Raw genomic sequence first — 20248 nt, 5'->3', positions numbered from 1 at the left:
CCATGCAAAAATCTTCACAAGCCCTACTGAAAAATGCCGTGTTAGCGGTAAACAAGTTGCAATCTCAAATAAAAGAAATGGAGCAGGAAAGGCAGGCTCCCATAGCCATAGTCGGAATGGCCTGTCGCTTTCCGGGAAATGCCAATGATCCGGAAAAGTTCTGGGAACTCCTTCGGAACGGCAGTGATCTGGTAACCGAAGTACCCGAAACACGGTGGGATTGGAAAAAATATTTCGACCTTGATAAGGGGAAAGAAGGACGTATCTATTCAAAATACGGTTGTTTTCTTGAGAATGTAGATGCTTTCGATGCCAGGTTCTTCGGGATCTCCGGCAGGGAATCGGGCCTGATGGACCCGCAGCAGCGCCTGTTGCTGGAAGTGAGCTGGGAGGCTTTTGAAAGATCGGGTTATAACATGGAGAAACTCCGGGGAAGCGATACCGGGGTGTTTGTGGGGATCACCACCAATGATTATGCCCAGCATATTTTTGACAAGGATAGCCCGGAAAATATAGATGCCTATTTCAATACCGGTAATGCCTTAAATGTTGCTGCGGGACGTATTTCGTATATACTCGGGCTGCAAGGGCCGAGCATAGCAGTAGATACGGCCTGCTCCTCTTCGCTTGTAGCTGTTCACCAGGCCTGTCAGGCCATACGCCAGGGAGATTGCGGCATGGCAGTGGCCGGAGGTGTAAATCTCCTCCTTTCCCCGGTATCGTCCATAGGGATGTCGCGTATGGGAATGTTGTCGGCCAACGGCAGGTGCAGCGCTTTCGACGCGGAAGCCGACGGCATAGTAAGGGGTGAAGGGTGTGCTGTAGTAGTGCTCAAAAAACTTTCTGACGCCCTGGCCGATAACGATATTATTTTCGCAACCATTAAAGGATCGGCCATAAACCAGGATGGGGCCAGTGGCGGACTTACCGTACCCAACGGCAGGGCACAGGAAAAACTGATCGAAAAAGCGCTGGCTTCTGCCAACCTGAGATCAGGGGATGTGGACTATGTGGAAACTCACGGCACAGGGACAGCCCTCGGCGATCCCATTGAGGCCAATGCCCTGGCAAGAACATATGGAAAAGACCGCCCCGGAAACACCCCCCTGGTCCTGGGAGCACTAAAGACCAATATAGGCCACCTGGAGGCATGCGCGGGAGTGGCGGGTTTAATAAAGGCGGTCATGTCCCTGCAAAAAGAAGAATTGGTGCCTCCAATCCACTTTAAAACACCGAATCCCGGCATCTCATGGAATGAGATCTCCCTGGAAGTCCCCCGTGATATCAGGCCCTGGAGATCCAACGGCCGTATACGAAGGGCAGGGGTAAGCTCCTTTGGTTTCAGCGGCACCAATGCCCATATTATTGTAGAAGAAGCCCCGAAGATAAAGAAAGTAACAGGGGAAGAATATGGCCCTCATATCCTGGCCATTTCCGCTAAAAGTGAAATTGCCCTTAGGGAAAAAGCGCTGGAATTTTCCCGGTTCCTACAGCACTCCCCCGATAAACTCGGTGATATTTGCTATACGGCCAACAGTAAGAGAGACCATTTTCAGTACAGGGCTGCTTTTGTCGTAGTCTCAAAAGAAGAAGCTGCGAATGCCCTGGATAAACTTACGGGAGACCAGGCTATCCCTTATCCCGGTACTACAGAACAGAACCATAAAACGGCCATGTTGTTTACCGGTCAGGGCTCCCAGTATTTTGGCATGGGCAAGGAACTCTACGATACCCGGCCCGTGTTCAGAAAAGTACTGGATCATTGTCATGATGTGCTAAAAGAACATATGGATATTCCTTTAAAGGACATTTTATTCGATGAACAATATGCCGGTCTTGTTCATCAAACCGCTTATACCCAACCTGCCCTGTTTGCCGTAGAATATGCCCTGGCCGAGCTATGGAGGTCCTGGGGAATAAAGCCCACGGTGTTATTGGGACATAGCGTAGGTGAATACGTGGCAGCATGTCTGGCCGGGGTTTTTGAACTCGACGATGCACTGCGGCTGATAGCCACAAGGGGACGCCTTATGCAACAACTCCCCGGAGGCGGAGGAATGGCTGCGATCTTCCAGGCCGGGGACCAGGTGCTCGAAGTGTTGAAAAGTTATACGGGAAAAGTGGCCGTAGCTGCAATTAACGGCCCGGAACTTACCGTGATCTCGGGAGAAATGGAAAGTGTAAAGCAGGTCGCGGCTCACTTTGAAGCACAGGGAACAAGGACAAAAGAACTGGAGGTATCCCACGCATTTCACTCCGCTTTGATGAAGCCCATGCTGGAAGAATTCAGGAAAGAAGCGGAAAAGATCAGTTATTCGCCCCCCCGGTTAAAGGTCATCTCCAATCTTACAGGGGAAATAGCTGGCGATGAGATAGCCACCGCAGATTACTGGTGTAAACACATACTGTCTCCTGTTTATTTCTACCCAAGTGTACAGGCCCTGGAAAAAGAACAGGCAGGCTTGTATATCGAAGCAGGGCCTACTCCGAGCCTTATGGCCATGATGAGAAATTATACCGGTACTGAAAATAAATTGTGGGCAACCAGCATACACCCCAAGGCTTCCGGACAGAAGTATATTTTAGAACAGTTGGTCAATGTTTACAATGAAGGGTTTACCATAGACTGGGATGGTTTCTATAGTTTACGGGACCATCAACGGGTACTCCTTCCTGCTTATCCTTTCCAGAAGAAGAGTTATTGGTTTAAAAGAGAAATAAAAAGTAGGCCGGAAAAGAATGAACAGCCGGTTCGTAAGAGCACTGACATTACTTCAATGACACCCGGGAAAAACAGTGTTTTAAAAGCCGGGGTACTCCATTCCCTGAGAGAGATACTGGGGGAGATCCTTCATGAAGACCCTTCCGGTCTCGACGACCAGATGTCCTTCATTGAAATGGGAGCAGACTCGATTGTACTGGTAGAAGCTCTGAAGAAGATCGAAAAGAAATACAGTGTTACGCTTAAGATCAGCGAACTGTTTGAAGAACTTTCCACATTGGACGCATTGTCCCGCTACATTGCAGACCAACAACCGGCCCCGGAACCAGGGCCGGAGCCACAACCACAACCCGAGCCTTCATCCCGTATGGAGCCTCAGACCGGCGAAACTTCCGTACATTTTAACGGGAATGGGGATATACAAGCCTTGCTGATGAAGCAGATGGATGTGATGCAGCAGACCATGATGGCCCAGATGGAAGTGATCAAAAATTACGGAAAGGATACTGTAGAAGAAGACCTTGCCCCGGTACAACATCAGCAAAATAAGCACTTTGCTCCCCAAAAGGGCAATAACAAAGCAAAACATTCGGCAGCAGGGGATACAAGCAGGTTCAATGCCATAAGGCTAAAGGAAGACAGGGAGCTGACCGGAAAGCAGCAGCAATACCTGGCAGAACTTATTCGGAATTATAATATAAAGACCGCTGGCTCCAAGGCATATGCGCAGCAGCACAGGGGTGTCCTTTCCGACTGGATAGGTTCCCTGGGGTTCAGGCTGGCTATTAAGGAACTTATTTACCAGATTGTCGCCGAACGTTCTTCCGGTTCCCGCTTTTGGGATATAGATGGCAACGAGTACATAGACCTGGCCCTGGGTTTTGGCGTAAACTTCTTCGGCAATAGCCCCGATTTTGTAAAAAAAGCTGTCAGAACACAGCTGGAAGAAGGGTTTGAACTTGCAGTACAATCAGACCTGGCAGGAGAAGTAGCAGGGCTTATCCGCGAAATAACAGGCGCAGAGAGAGTAGCCTTTTCCAACACAGGCACAGAAGCCGTGATGAACGCTATGCGAATAGCCAGGGCAGCCTCGGGGAAAACAAAGATTGTCATTTTCAAAGGCTTTTACCACGGCACCTTTGATGGTTACCTGGCGGAATCCGTACAGGAAGGGAACGCTATATACGCTATCCCTGTAGCTCCCGGAACTACGGCTGGTATGGTAGAAGACATCGTACCGCTAAACTATGGTAGTGAAGAGTCGCTCAGGTATATAGAAGAACATGCCGATGAACTTGCAGCCGTTATGGTAGAGCCGGTACAGAGCAGGAGGCCGGGGCATTTTCCGGAAGCCTTTTTACTGAAATTACGCGAAATTACCGAGCGTACCGGGGTAGCCATGATCCTGGATGAGATCATTACCGGTTTCAGGAGCCATCCCGGCGGGGTACAGGGCATGCTTGGGATCAGGGCAGATATAACCACTTACGGCAAGATCGTCGGGGGAGGGATGCCCATCGGGATCATTGCCGGAAGCAGCAAGTATCTCAATAAGATCGACGGTGGATGGTGGCAGTATGGCGATAGCTCCTATCCGGCAACCCAGATGACCCTTTTCGGAGGGACCTTTTGTAAACATCCGTTGGCCATGGTTGCAGCCAAGGCAGTATTGTTGAGAATAAAAGCCGAAGGACACGCCCTTTGTGAAAGGGTAAATCGTATGACCGATAGGCTGGCCACCGCGGTAAACACATTTTTTGAAAGCAAAAATATTACGATCAGGATCGCACATTTCGGTTCCCTGTTCCGTTTTGAGCCCTATGGCAAATACAATTCGCTGCTGCAACCCATAGAAATGGATATCTTTTTCTATACGCTCATCTCCAAAGGAGTATATACCTGGGAGCGAAGGATCAACTTTTTATCCGCTGCTCATACCGAAGAGGATGTCGAAACGGTGATAGAAAAGGTGCGGGAAACGATAGAAGACATGATCGCGGGCGGATTTTTCCCCGAATCCGGAGGAGGAGACCCACCTGAGGGGAATAATCCCGGTGCTAACGGGAAAATACCTCATTTATACAGGGAATATACCGGAAAGAACGGGACCGGATCCCGTGGCAATACTTTAGTTCAGGCAGAAATCCCTCCCGGAAGTTTTCCGCTGTCCGAAAGTCAGCGCCAGTTGTGGGTACTGGGCCAAATGGACAAAGAAGGGGCTATGGCCTATCATATGCCCGTGACCATAGGCCTGGAAGGAAAGCTTAATGTTAAGGCCCTGCGAATGGCTTTACAGCTTATCGTAGATCGTCATGAGGCCCTGCGTACCACCTTTAGTGCCGGGGGAGACTGCCAGGTGGTCCACGAAAGTCTGCAGTTGGATTTCTCGGAAGAAGATCATAGTAACCTTCAAGGGGAGGAAAAAGAACAGACCGTCATAAAATGGCAAAAAAATATGGTCCGGAAGCCATTTAATATAGAACACGGTCCTCTCTTTCGGGCAGGTTTGTTAAAGACCGGTAATGAAAATTATATGCTGTCATTGGTAGCACATCATATTATATGTGATGGCTGGTCGTTAGGAGTGCTCTCGGGCGAGTTGGGCAAAATATATAACAGCCTGGCTGAGGGAACAAGCTGGGATGGCCCTCCGCCTTTCCAGTTCAGGGAATGTATGCAGCGAAGAAATGCCAAACTGAGCTCAGAGCGTATAAAGGCCCAGGAACAATACTGGATGAATGTATTCAGTTCCACACCCCCTGCACTGGAATGGCCCACAGACAGGCCCCGCCCCGCCATTAAGGAATACCGGGGAAAGAGCAGGCTTATATCCCTTGGCAGAACACAGAGTGAGCGGTTTCTTCATATGGGAAAAGAAAGGGGGGGTACGCCCTTTATGACCTTTTTCACCGCTTACACCGTATTGTTGCATAAACTTACCGGGCAGAAAGACCTGGTCATTGGGATCCCTGTAATGGGGCGGGAATTTGACGAAGATGCCACTGCCATCGGTTATTGTGCAAATGTACTGCCCATAAGGATCAATGTAGAAGCGGAACAAACATTACTCCAGCTACTGAAAACAGTGCGAAAACAGTTGATAAACGGTTTTGAGAATGCAGATTTTACCCTGGCCCAGCTTATCAGTAAAATGCAATCGGGCAATGATTTTAGCAGGCCGCCCGTGGTCTCTACACTTTTCAACCTGAATCCTGCCAACTTGGTTTCTCCCGAACTAAAAGGATTGCAGTCTCACATACTTCCGAAGGCCATAGCACATACGGCCTATGAACTTATTTTTGATATTACCCTTCATGGCGATGGAGGATATTTCCTGGAATGCGACTACAATACAGGCCTGTTCAACAATAACACCATACTTCGTTTTGTGCGGTATTACGAAAGGATCATGGATATCATGGCCGCCAGCCCGGAAACCGTAATAGGAGAAGTGAATATCATCCCGGAAGACGAAAGGCAAAAACAACTGAAGGTCTTTAATGATACCAGGAAAATATACCCCGAAGGCCCTGCACTTCCCCACTTGTTTGAAATACAGACAGCCCGTAGTCCCGGGAGTACCGCAGTGGTTTATGAGGAAGGGGAATTAAGTTACGACAGCCTGAACAAAAGGGCCAACCGGCTTGCAGCATATTGCAGGGAGAAGTACAATGCAGGGCCCGGTAAATTTATAGGGGTAATGATGGACCGTTCGCCCGATATGCTTACCGCCATGATGGCAATTCTCAAATCCGGTGCGGCCTATGTCCCCATAGACCCCACATACCCCCGGGAACGGAAAGCATATATTATCAGGGACAGCGGACTGGATCTTGTTATTACCGATAAAGACCCCGCGGACGAACTCGGAGAAAATAACATCCCGCACCTTATTTATGATTCCGGGAAGAGTATTTCCTTTAATAAATACCCTTCCGAAAACCCGGAGCCACTGCACGGACCCGATGATACGGCATATCTTATCTATACCTCGGGCTCTACCGGTGAACCCAAAGGGGTTGTGATTTCCCATAAAAATGTAGCAGCATTTTTGCACTGGGCCGGGGAGGAGTTTGCAGATACCGATTTTAATATCGTGTATGCCGTGTCCTCCATCTGTTTTGATCTTTCTGTTTTTGAGCTGTTCTTTCCCCTGTACGCAGGAAGATCAGTAAGAATATTACCGTCTGGACTTTATATCAGGGAATATCTCCAAAACGATGAAAAGGTATTGATCAATACCGTACCTTCTGTTGTACAGAGGCTTGTCCGGGAAGAGGCAGACCTGGGCCATGTCACCGCAATAAATATGGCCGGGGAAGAAATTCCCCGAAAACTGCTACAGGAACTCGATGGCAACCGTATGGAATTGCGAAACCTGTACGGACCAACCGAGGACACCACCTATAGTACGGTTTACCGTCTTACAGGAGAGGAAAACCCTGTTCTCATAGGCCGTCCCATTGCCAACACCAAGGCCTATATCCTGAGCGAAGATTTACAATTACTCCCCCTCGGGGCCGTAGGTGAAATATGCCTTTCAGGAGAAGGAGTGGCCGGGGGCTACCTGCACAGGCAGGAACTCAACAGGGAAAAATTTATAGAAAACCCCTTTGAACCCGGAATGAGGATGTATCGCACCGGCGACCTGGGCAGGTGGACACCCGACGGATTGCTCGAATTTAAGGGAAGAAAGGACCACCAGGTAAAAATACGGGGCCATCGCATTGAACCCGGAGAGATAGAAAGAACTCTGGAAAAACACAAAGCCATCCGCGATATTGCCGTGATCGCAAAAGGCAGGGAAAACGAAAAGATTGCCGAGGCACTTATGGCCTTCTATACAACATATGCTCCTGTAAAAGTACAGGACCTCCAGGAATTTTTGCTAAGCCGGCTTCCCGCCTATATGATGCCGGACAATTTTGTGCACCTGGATAAAATGCCCCGCACCCTGAATGGCAAGATAGACAGAAAGGCATTACATGGCTGGAATGTTAAAACAAAGGCAACCGGGATCGTCTCCCCGAAAACAGAAGTCGAAAAACAGCTTTTGGTACTGTGGCAGCAGGTACTGGGCAGGGAAGAGATTAGTACTACTGACAATTTTTTCAATCTGGGAGGGCATTCCCTTAAAGCCAGTGAACTCATTTTCCGGATACAGAAGGAAATGGGGGTGAAACTGGAAATAAGATCACTCTTTACAGCAACGACCATAGCTTCGCAGGCTATCCTGGTAGAATCCGCTACACAAGACCGGTTATCAATGATACCCGGAATAGAAGAGCGTGAATACTACGAGCTGTCCCCGTCGCAAAAAAGACTGTGGAGACAGGATCAGTTCACCGAAGAACAAACAACCTACACCATGCCGGGAGCCTTTCATATCAGGGGGCCGGTAAAGGGTAAATTATTAGAGGCCGCCCTGCAAAAACTATTACACAGGCACGAAAGCCTCAGGACAGTATTTTTTGCAGTGAAAGGCGATCCCGTACAAAAAGTACTATCACCGGACCAGGTGGCATTGGCCATGGAATATACCGATCTCAGTAAGGAAGAAGATGCACAGGCCAGGGCTAAAGAGATCATTTCCAGGGATATTGAAAAAGGGTTCGACCTGCAAAGGGCACCGCTTTTCCGGGTTAAGTTTATAAGGACCACGGCAGGCGATACGGTGCTGTTCTTCAACATGCATCATATCATTTCAGATGGCTGGTCTGTCCGGGTACTGATGGATGAGGTGATGCATTATTACCAGGGAGGCACAAAGCAACCTTTAGCGGTTCAGTATAAGGATTTTGCGGCCTGGCAGAAACAGCGCCTGGAAGGTGATAAAATGCAGGAAACAAAAGCATACTGGAACAACAAGCTGGGGAAAGGGGAATTGCCGGTGCTCGACCTCAGGACAGATCATATACGCCCGTCCCGTTCTTCGTACCGGGGTAAGACCCTGTCCCTGAAACTGGACAGGGAACTCACGGCGATGCTTAAAAATTATGCCAGGGAAAAAGAAACTACCTTTTTTATGATGCTGGCCGCCACCGTAAAAGCATTGCTGTATCACTATACCGGGCAAAAAGACCTCATCGTCGGGACACCGGTTGCAGGCAGGGAACACCCCGACCTTTCGGAACAGATAGGTTTTTATGTCAACACACTGCCCCTGCGTACGGAATTTGACCCGGACAAAGGATTTGAAGAGCTGTTAATGCAGGCCCGGGAAGCCATACTGGAAGTCTACACGCACCAGGAATACCCGTTCGACCGCATTGTGGAAGACCTGAATATCGACTATACCCCCGGCCGGGCACCTCTTTTTGACGTGGTGATCTCGTGGGTCGACCCCGCAAACGATCCCGAAAAACAGCAGGGAGATCTTTGGCTTACTGAAATGCAGTTGGAAAACACTACCAGTAAATTCGATTTTTCTTTTGAATTCAGGGAGGCAGGGGACAGCCTGGTATTGAACCTTGAATACAGCACCGATCTTTTTACAGAAATGAGGATGCAACGCATGCTGGGGCATTACCTGCAACTGGTAACGCAAATCGTAAAGGATGAAAAGAAACCTCTCGGGCAGCTGGAGATCTTAAATGCGGAAGAAAAAGAGCAACTGCTCCACACCTTCAACGAACAAAAAGACTATCCCCGCCAGCATACCATTACAGCACTTTTTGAAGAGCAGGTGGAGAAAACACCAGGTGCTGTCGCTGTATGTGCGGGAGAGCAAACGCTTACCTATGGCGAACTGAACGCCATGGCCAATAGGGTGGCACATTATCTCATAGAGAACTTTGCCCTTCAACCCGAAGAAAGGATAGGGTGTTGCACGGATAACAATATCTGGACGGCAATAACTATCCTGGGAATACTCAAGGCTGGCGGGTGTTATGTTCCCCTGGACAGCGAAGCCCCGGAAAAAAGAATAAGGCATATGCTTTCCGATACGGCGGCAAAAGTGGTGCTTACGGACGGCAGGACTCTGGCGGAATACCCCGGCTTCGGAAACTGCCCTGTTATAAACCTTTCTGAATTGCAGGACGAATTGAAGAAGTATCCCGGCAAGTCCCCGGTTGTAGCCCTTTCCCCCGAAAACCTGGCTTATATTATGTACACTTCAGGTTCCACAGGAGAACCCAAGGGAGTTATGGTCATGCACCGCAATGTAGTACGCCTGGTAAAGAACACCAATTACATTCAGCTGGGCGGGGATGACAGTTTGTTGCTTACCGGCGCCCCCACTTTCGATGCCACTACGTTTGAAATGTGGGGAATGCTGCTCAACGGGGGAACGCTGTACCTGCTTCCGCAAAGAGAACTTCTCGATATCCGGCACCTCAAGCAGGCCCTGGCAGGTCACAGTATCACTACCATCTGGTTTACAGCATCCTGGTTCAACCACCTAGCCGATACGGACCTCTCTGTTTTCGCCCCCTTAAAGACCCTCCTGGTTGGGGGAGACAGGCTTTCGCCTGTGCATATCAACAAGGTAAAGACAGCCTTTCCGGGGTTAAAGGTCATTAATGGTTACGGGCCTACGGAAAACACCACTTTTTCGGTATGCCACCAGGTTGATGATCTTTATGAATACGATATTCCCATAGGCAGGCCGGTAGCCAATAGCACAGTAGTTATATTGGGAGCATCCGGCCAACTTGTGCCCATAGGGGTAAAAGGAGAGCTCTGCCTGGGAGGCGACGGCCTTTCGAGAGGCTATCTTAACCGGGAAAAACTCACCGCCGAAAAGTTTGACGACCACCCTTTTGAACCCGGGGAGAAACTTTATCGTACCGGCGACCTGGGATGCTGGAACGAAGATGGTACTATAAGTTTTATGGGGCGAAAGGATACGCAGTTAAAAATACGTGGCTACCGTATAGAACCCGGGGAGATAGAATACGCTTTGCAACAGCATCCCGCAATAGAGAAAGCCATTATAAGCACTTTCAATACCGCAGGAGGGGAAGTACAATTAGTGGCCTATTTTACTGCCCGGGCCCGGTTAGACACGGAAGCCGTTAAAACCTATATGGCAAAACTGCTGCCTGCATATATGATCCCTGCCTGCTTTATGCAGCTCGACACCATAAAACTGACCCCCAACGGAAAGGCCGACCTGAAGGCCCTGCCTGCTCCTTCTTCTTCTACAGGGAAGGAAAATATGGATGTAGCGACAATGACCCCGGAAGAAGAAAAACTGGCCCGTCTTTACAAGGAAGTATTGGGAGTGGAGCAGGTAAGCCTTACTGACAACTTTTTCGATCGGGGAGGGCATAGCCTCAAGGCAGCAAAACTGCTCAATAGTATTCACAAGGAATTCTCTACCGATATTGACCTCCGGGAAATCTTCCGCAATCCTGTACTCGGCGATCTGGCAAAAATAGTCACAAGTAGCAATCCCATGAACTACGAAGCCATACCGTTATTGGGGCAACAGGAACATTATGAGCTTTCGTTTGCGCAAAAAAGCCTTTGGACCGTGGAGCAGTTCGAAGGGAGGAATGCGGCATACAACATCTCTACGGCACATAGGCTGAAAGGGGATATTGACCAGGATATACTGGAAGAAGCATTTAAACAGGTCGTTAAAAGGCATGAAAGCCTGAGAACCAATTTTAAAGCGGTCAACGAAGTGCCGGTACAGTTTATCCATAGCCTCGAAGATTTCCCTTTCCGGGTGGAAATACTGGATTACAGTACCAGGGAAAACCCGGAAAAAGAGGCCCTGGAGTATGTTCATAAAAAAGCGGAACACACTTTTGATCTTTCAGAAGATCCTCTTTTTCAGGTGGTGTTGATAAAAGTGGCCCCCGGCGAGCGGATATTGTTACTGAATATGCATCACATCATATCCGATGGCTCGTCTATGGAGGTTCTTTTACAGGATGTTCTGGCCTTTTATCACGGGTTAACGGAAGGTACTGTTAATAAAATAGCTCCCCTGCCAGTACAATACAAAGACTTCGCAGCCTGGCAGAACAAACGTCTTGAAGAGGACGGCCTTGAGCGATTGCTGGAATACTGGAGGCATAGGTTGAACGATGCTCCCGCTTTGCTCGACCTCCCGATTGATTTCGAAAGACCACAAAAAACCTCTTTTGAGGGCGACAATATCGATTTTCATATCGATGAGACAGAAACTGCTTTGCTCGAAGCCATAGCCAGGGAGCAGGAAACTACCCTCTTTGCAGTACTTTTTACGATATATGGACTGCTACTCAGTTTTATCACCAGGCAGAACGACATTGTTTTAGGTACTTCCATGGCAGGTCGGTACAGGGAAGATATCCAGGATATAATCGGCTTTTTTGTGAACAATATAGCCCTGAGGGCCACATTAAATAAGACATTGGATTTTAACCGGCAACTTGCAGAAAACAGCAGCAATATTCAGGAAGATCTCGTTCATGGCCAATTGCCTTTCAACCTGCTGCTACGGGACCTTCAACCCAGGCGCATTCCGGGTACCACCCCTGTTTTTCAGTCCAGGTTTGTATATAACGATCTTTCTGGGGACAGTTACAGCAAACGGCAGATCCTCGAAAATAAAGTGGAAGTTTCAGAACTTCAGTTACATCGGGCAGGGGCCAAATACGAAACTGTCCTAGCCATAACACGGGACGGAAACAAACTTGTATGCAATATGGAATACCGTACTGATCTGTTTAAACGCTCCACTGTGGAGAAATTCATTTCCGACTTTAAAACCTTGTCGGGGATCATTGCCCATAATCCGGAGATAAAGATCACGCAACTGGAGCTGGAATTGGCAGAAAGGTCCGATAAGAGAAAAAAAGAAAAACAGGGAAAATCATTGCATGCCCTCAGGAACATAAAGCCTTCTTTAATGAATTAAGACTTTGAAATGCCTACAATCAAAATAAAAAAGAACACATGAAAGGATATAAGTTATCACCCCAGCAACAAAGATATATACGGTTTTCACAACATAGCAATGAATTGCTGGCGCAGGTATCCGTAATCATTGAACCCCGCCCGGATACGGATAACCTGGAAAAGGCCATAGCAGAAGTGTTTGAACACGAATACATATTCCGAACGGACTACCATCGGTTTGAAAATGATCTGGCTGTTCAGGTGATCTCCGAAAAAACGGATATTGATCTTATTAGCTATACCCGGCCGGTGTTGGAAGAAGAGTTGCCGTATAGCCTGGAAAAGGAATGGGAACTGGCTTCCGGTTTACAATCTCCAAAGATCAGGGTCGCCTTAATGCCCCTGGAGGAGAACAGGCAGTTTATGGTCGTAACATTGCCTGCCGTGGCCTCGGATAGGGAGAGCCTTTTCGGGATAGTGGAAAAGGTGATGCGGGCTTGCTCCGGCGTTCTTCAGAACCCGGATGAGGAATCCCTCCAGTACATTCAATATGCCGAATGGCAAAACCAGCTTCTGACCGATGAAGAGACCGAAGAAAGTGTTAAATACTGGAAAGGCAGATCAATAGCAGTGCAGCCTCACCTGTCGTTTGACAGGGATCCTGATATGACCAAAAAAGCACAGTTTAAGGGAAATACCTTTGAACTGTTCCATTCCGTGGCAGAATTATCCAAAGCATTGCCCGGCGAAGCACCGGAAATTTTATTGTCGGCAGCCTGGTATCTCATCCTTAGAAAACTGTTCGGAGATAATTTTGCGTTGGGCTACGTTTTTTCCGGCCGTGATTTTGACGAGTTAAAAGGATTGAGCGGCCTATGTGCCAAAACCCTTCCGGTGTCAGCCGAATGGGAAGACAACTGGAGTTTTAAAGACGCCTTGCTTCACCTTAAAACGGAGATAGAGAACAGCGATCGCCATAAAGAAGGTTTTACCGGTGAAGCGTTTTTGCCATACGGTTTTGAATACGGGTCATCTAAAACCCGTTTTGAAACGGAAGGCCTGACCTTCCGGGTTAACAGTTGTATTTCCTGTTATGAACCTTTTAAGCTCAAACTGGTCCTGAACGAACAGGAAGGTGCGATCCGGGGGACCTTGTGGTATAACGGTCATAGTTTTTCCAAAAAAGATACCGATTTCCTTATCGATGCCTACAGGGAAGTAGTACGTCAGATGCTGGACAACGCAGAAGCTCCCCTGGGCAGTTTAGGCTTGTTGAGTACCAGGTATGAATCCATAGTATTGAATGATTTTAATGATACCGACGCATTTTTTTCCTGCGAAGGGTCGGGAGTGGACAACGTTTTTGAGAGTATAGCTCAAACCTATGGGGACCGCCGGGCCGTTTATTGTTCCGGGCAGGAAGCTACCTATGCAGCAATAGATGAAAGGTCCGACCGCCTGGCTGCCTGGCTTAAACAGGAATACAGGGTAGGTCCAGGAGATCTTGTAGGCATAATGTCCGATAAAAATATCGATCTGATCGTATCTCTTCTGGCCGTCATAAAAAGCGGGGCCGGATTTGTGCCTATGGACCCCGACAACCCCGCAGAGCGGATACAGTTTATCGCAAAGGACTGCCAGGCCAGGGCAGTGATCACCACGTCGGGCTTCAAGGACCGGTTTCGTACCGAAAACCTTGTATTACTGGACGAACCAATGCCTGCTGCCCCGCAACCCGGCAATATTCTCCAACCGAGAAAGCCCGAAGATATACTCTATGTGATCTACACCTCGGGAACCACGGGAAATCCCAAGGGCACCCTCGTTACGGACGCTTCCCTGCTGAATTATATATCCTGGTTCAGGGAAGCGTTTAAGATCGGTGCAGAAGACCAGGCTGTACTATTGGGATCATATGCTTTCGACCTTGGCTACACCTCCATCTGGGGAACATTGCTTTCGGGGGGCACGCTCCACCTGATAAACGATGAGACCCTGCGTAACCCGGAAGTACTTACGGACTATCTTATAAAGCAGGGAATAACGTTTATCAAGGCTACCCCTTCCCTGGTAAATACCATTGTAAATGCCCCCGCATTTTCTACCCTCGCAGAAAGTGCCCTTCGGATGGTATTGGTGGGCGGAGAGCCCGTCCGTGTGAGCGACCTGAGGAAAATTGCGGCACTAAGACCTTCACTCGGGCTGGTAAATCATTATGGCCCGACCGAGGCCACCATCGGCGCTGTGGTACACCGCATTGACAGTGAAATGCTGGATGCCTATGCCGCTTTACCTGTTATAGGTAGCCCCATAGCCAATACCAGGATATATATTCTTGATGAGGACAACCGGCCCGTAGCCCCGGGAGAGCCCGGAGAACTGGCCATCTCCGGAAAGGGATTGGCAACAGGGTATCTCAACAGGCAGGAACTGACCGCTCAAAAATTTATCGAAAACCCCTTTAAAACCGGGGAAAGGCTCTATAAAACCGGCGATATTGCCCGGTGGACGCCAGAAGGGACCGTTCTCTTTGAAGGAAGAAAAGACGACCAGGTAAAAATACGCGGGTATCGTGTAGAACTGAAAGAAATACAGGAAAAACTGGAGAGCCTTAAGGTTATAGACAAGGCAGAAGTGACCGTCTATGGTTCGCCGGACCAGGGGCTGGAACTCGCCGCCTATTACAACCCCGTGCAAAAAGTATCTCTCGGGGAATTGAGAAAACAGCTTGCCGACCAGCTTCCGGAATATATGCTGCCTTCTTATTTTGTAGAACTCCTGCAATTTCCGTTGACACCAAATGGCAAAATAGATAAAAAAGCGCTTCCGGACCCTGTAAAAGGGACCGGCGCAACCGATATGGTCCCACCGAGAAACGAACTGGACAGGGCACTGCTATCGCTCTGGCAGGAGATCCTGAACAAGCAGGAGATCAGTATTACGGATGATTTTTTTACAATAGGAGGGCATAGCCTTAAAGCGATACAGCTCACTACCCGTTTATATGGAAAACTCAATCATAAGATCGACCTCCAGGAGATCTTTGTCCATTCCACCATCGAAAAACTGTCTGATTACCTGTCTCAGCAGGAAGAACAGCAGTATCAGCCCATACCCCGACTGGGAGAACAGGAATATTACGAACTGTCGCACGCACAGCACCGGTTGTGGATACTCGATCAACTGGAAGGGGACCAGATCGCCTATAATATGCCGGCAGCATTTATTCTGGAAGGGCAGCTCAACGAGGAAGCCTTTTCCCGGGCTTTTGAAACACTTGTTTCAAGGCACGAAAGTTTACGTACCACTTTTCATACGGTCAATGCCCGCGCCGTACAGAAAATCCACCCTGTAGGCGAACTGGATATCCGGGTAAGGAAACGCGATCTGCGCCGACATGTAAAACCCGAAGAACAGGCCGGTAAAATTGCCGAAGAAGAGGCACAAACCCCGTTCGACCTGGAACGGGGCCCTATGCTGAGGAGTTATTTACTACAGGTAGAAGACCACCGGTACGTCTTTGTCTTTAATATGCACCACATTATTTCCGATGGTTGGTCGCTTAATGTACTGACCCGGGAAGTGCTCGGCATTTACCAGGATATTTCACAGGGCAGGTCTGTTTCTGCAACCCCCCTGAAAGTCCAGTACAAAGACTTTGCGGCATGGCAGAATAGCATGCTAGTGGGAGATGATATCGGAAAGATCCGGAAATACTGGCTGGATACCCTTGATGGCGAATTACCGGTACTGGACCTTCCGGCAGATTATCCCCGGCCTTCCGTGCAGACCTATCACGGTGCCAATCACAGCTGCCTGCTGGGAGAAGAACTATCCGAAAAAATACATGATTTTAGCCGCAAGAACGGGGTCACCCTTTTTATGACCCTGTTATCGGCAGTAAAAGTATTGCTCTACCGATATACCACACAGGAAGATATCATTATAGGAACCCCGGTCGCAGGGCGGGAGCACCCCGACCTTGAAGATCAAATAGGTTTTTATGTGAATACCCTGGCCATCAGGACGTGGTTTAATGCCGAACAGGGATTCACGGACCTCCTGGAGAAGGTCAAGAAAGCACTGTTAGGAGCACATAGCCACCAGCAATACCCGTTTGACAGGCTGGTAGACGATCTGAACCTGGAGCGGGACCTGAGCCGTTCCGCCCTTTTTGATGTTATGGTCTCCCTTTCCAATCCCGATGGTATGCAGGAAGGCCTGGAAAAGTTCGATACACTTCGTGTGAGCGAGTACGGCGGGGAACTCACCATAAGCAAGTTCGATATGTCCTTTGATTTCCGGGACACCGTAAAGGGGCTGGAACTGAACATAGAATACAATACAGATATATATGCCCGGGACCGGGTACTGAGAATGGCAGGCCATTTTACGGAGTTGATCTCACAGGCCCTGAAACACGACGAACAACCACTTTACGGCTTAAGGATCATGCAGCCCGAAGAAGAGGCCTGTGTCATTACCCGTTTTAATGAAACCATTGCAGACAGCGGCAAAGGCAAAACCCTGGTAGACCTGTTCGAAAGCCAGGTAGAAAACACCCCCCGTGCCGAAGCGGTAACTTTCGGACCGCATGTGCTTACCTATACGGAACTCAACGAACAGGCCAACTGCCTGGCCCGGTACCTGCTGGAAGAGTACCAGGTAAAGCCCGGGGACAGGATAGGGCTTTTGGCAGGCCGCAGTGAAAAAATGATAACGGCTGTCGTGGGGATTATGAAAACAGGGGCCGCTTATGTACCCATAGATGCCGAATATCCCCAGGACAGGATACAGTATCTCATTGAAGATAGCAGTGTAACCCTGCTGCTTACGGACAGGCCGCAAACCGCTGCCGGTGATATAAAAGTAGCCGATATGCAGGGGGAGTGGGATAGTATCCAAACCCTGGACAAGACCAATCCCGGTTTAACGATTGATCCCGAAGCACTCGTTTACATGATCTATACTTCCGGTTCTACCGGGATGCCCAAAGGAGTAAAAGTGTACCACCGCAATGTGGTGAATATCGCAATGGCCTGGAAAGACAGTTATCACCTCGGGGCCTATACCCCCCGTTTGTTACAAATGGCCGGAATATCCTTTGACGTATTCATGGGCGACTTTTGCCGGGCCCTGCTCAACGGGGGGAATCTCATTGTCTGTCCGTCCGAAACCAGGCTCGATCCGGGAAAACTATACGAACTGATGGCCAGGCACCAGGTCAATATTCTGGAATCCACACCTGCCGTGATCCTTCCCCTGATGGATCATGTATACGAAAATGAACTGGACCTTTCCTTTGTAGAATTGCTCATCATGGGGTCCGATACCTGTCCGGCCAGGGACTTTCGAAACCTGGTCGCCCGTTTTGGCGGGGATATGCGCATTATCAACAGTTACGGAACCACAGAAACCACCATCGACTCTTCTTTTTATGAAGCGCCGCTGGAATCCATACCCCTTTCGGGCAATGTTCCTATCGGCAAGCCCATGAACAACACACAATTCCTGATTCTTGACAGGCATCAACAGCCCGTTCCCGTCGGGGTGAACGGGGAACTGTATATAGGAGGGGCGGGAGTAGCCTCGGGTTATCACAACAGGCCGGAGCTCACCGCACAGCGATTTGTACGACTTCCGTTTTGCGATGGAGTGGTTTACAGGACGGGAGACCAGGCCCGGTGGCTGCCCGATGGCCATGTGGCTTTCCTGGGAAGGAATGACAACCAGGTGAAGATCAGGGGCTATCGTATAGAACCGGGAGAAATAGAAAATGCCCTGTTGCAAATAAAAGGAGTAACATCGGCAATGGTCACTCCTTATACGGGGCCGGATGGGACAAGATCTCTCGTGGCCTACTTTACCGGGAAAGATGTAGAGAAAACTGAAATAAAAAGGGCCCTGCAATCCGGGCTTCCCGCTTATATGGTGCCATCCTGGTTCATAGAACTGGAAAAACTTCCGCTTACACCAAACGGAAAGATAGATATAAAAGGACTGCCTGCACCAGACCGGGATGCAGCTGCCGTTTCTGAAAGGTACGTTGCCCCTGAAACCCCCACAGAAAAAGCCCTTGCGGATATATGGGGAGAAGTGCTCAATGTTTCCCCGATCGGGACCATGGACCATTTCTTTGAACTGGGAGGACATTCCTTAAAAGCTACACAGGTCACCAGCCGTATCTATAAAAAGCTGGGTAAAAGCCTGGAGTTGCGCAATGTTTTTCTCTTTCCCACCATTCGCGAACTGGCCAGGGTGGTCGACAGGTCGGGCAAAGGTATTTACCAGCCTATTGAGCCTGTGGCCATTCAGCAGGACTATCCGTTGTCTTACACCCAGCGCAGACTGTGGATCACCGATGAACTGGGAGAAGGCGGTGCTGCTTACAACATTAGTGATGTCCTGGAAATAGAAGGAGAGCTGGATATAACCGCTTTCAGGGATGCATTCGTACAGCTTGTGGAAAGACATGAAAGCCTGCGTACCAATTTTGTGGTCAGGGACGGCGAACCCAGGCAAAAAATACATGCTGTGGAAAATACTCTCTTTGAACTCGAAAAGATCAACGGAGAAGACTGTTCCGAAGAAGAACTCAAAACGCAGATCGATAATATCACAGGTTCCGCTTTCGACCTCCGACAGGACAGTTTGTTGAGAGGTGTACTCATATACCTGGAAAAGGACAGGCATTTATTCGTCCTGGTCATGCATCATATCATCTCCGACGGCTGGTCATCCGGGATACTGGTAAAAGAGGTTATGGCACTTTACGAGGCTGCTATATCCGGAGAAGAAAACCCTTTGGCACCGCTCCCCATACAATACAAGGATTACAGCGTGTGGTACAACACCAGGCTGAGGGGAGGAGAGCTCAAAGGACTGCAATCGTACTGGCAGGATAAGCTGTCCGGGGAACTTCAGCCGCAGGGGCTGCTTACCGATCGCCCGCGGGGTGAAACAAAGACATATAACGGGGCTTTATGCAGCAATGAATTGAACGAAGAACTTTCAGAGAAGCTCCGGGAGCTGTCCAAGCGTGAGAGTGTAAGCCTGTACACCACATTATTGGCCCTGGTAAAACTCACATTACACAAATATAGCGGCCGGGAAGACATCATCGTCGGATCGCCGGTGTCGGGGAGGGACCATGAAGAACTGGAAGGGCAGATCGGGTTTTACATAAACAACATGATCTTGCGCACGGCAGTAGCTCACTCCATGACGTTCCGGGAATTGTTGCAACGGGTAGCGCAAACTGCCCGGGAGGGCCAGGAACACCAGCTCTATCCTTACGATCGGCTTGTGGAAGATATAAAGCCCGAATACGACCGGAACCGTGCGCCTGTTACGGATATCTGGATGCAGCTCTACAACGAAGAGATCGCCAACGGGAAAGATGTGGAAATAGCCGGGCTCAGGATAAGAGAGTTTAAAACAGCCCATGTTTTCTGCAAGAATGAAGTTACCTTCAATTTTGTTAATACTGCCGGGAAACTAAGTCTTATCACCAATTATAATACCGACCTTTTTGATGACACGACCATTGCAGAACTGAATAACAACGTGATACTACTGGCCGCTAAAGTAGTGGATGCCCCCCTTGTGGTATTGTCGGAGTTGTCATTGAATGAGAATGAGGACGAAAAGGCTTTTACCGATACCATGTTTAATATCTAAACGATCGAT

2 protein-coding genes are annotated in these 20248 nt (G+C 49.0%); both read left to right on the top strand.

Annotated features, from left to right (window positions below; genetic code table 11):
- Positions 1-2: 2 nt before the first annotated feature.
- On the top strand, positions 3-12578 hold the full coding sequence (locus tag KN811_RS20125; protein ID WP_187964413.1) for a non-ribosomal peptide synthetase/type I polyketide synthase: 12576 nt from the start codon (positions 3-5) through the stop codon (positions 12576-12578).
- A 38-nt stretch (positions 12579-12616) separates the two neighbouring features.
- Positions 12617-20239, top strand: a complete 7623-nt coding sequence (locus KN811_RS20120; RefSeq protein ID WP_187964412.1) for an amino acid adenylation domain-containing protein — start codon at positions 12617-12619, stop codon at positions 20237-20239.
- Positions 20240-20248: the final 9 nt, after the last annotated feature.

The sequence above is a fragment of the Sinomicrobium weinanense genome (assembly GCF_018863395.1).
Taxonomy (GTDB): domain Bacteria; phylum Bacteroidota; class Bacteroidia; order Flavobacteriales; family Flavobacteriaceae; genus Sinomicrobium; species Sinomicrobium weinanense.
The sequence above is the reverse complement of the archived record's forward strand: the minus strand, read 5'-3'. Positions and strand labels throughout refer to the sequence as shown.

Bases quoted from the DNA above. Each gene is read 5' to 3' on its own strand.
- KN811_RS20125 (WP_187964413.1), top strand. From the start codon at position 3: ATGCAAAAATCTTCACAAGCCCTACTGAAAAATGCCGTGTTAGCGGTA.
- KN811_RS20120 (WP_187964412.1), top strand. From the start codon at position 12,617: ATGAAAGGATATAAGTTATCACCCCAGCAACAAAGATATATACGGTTT.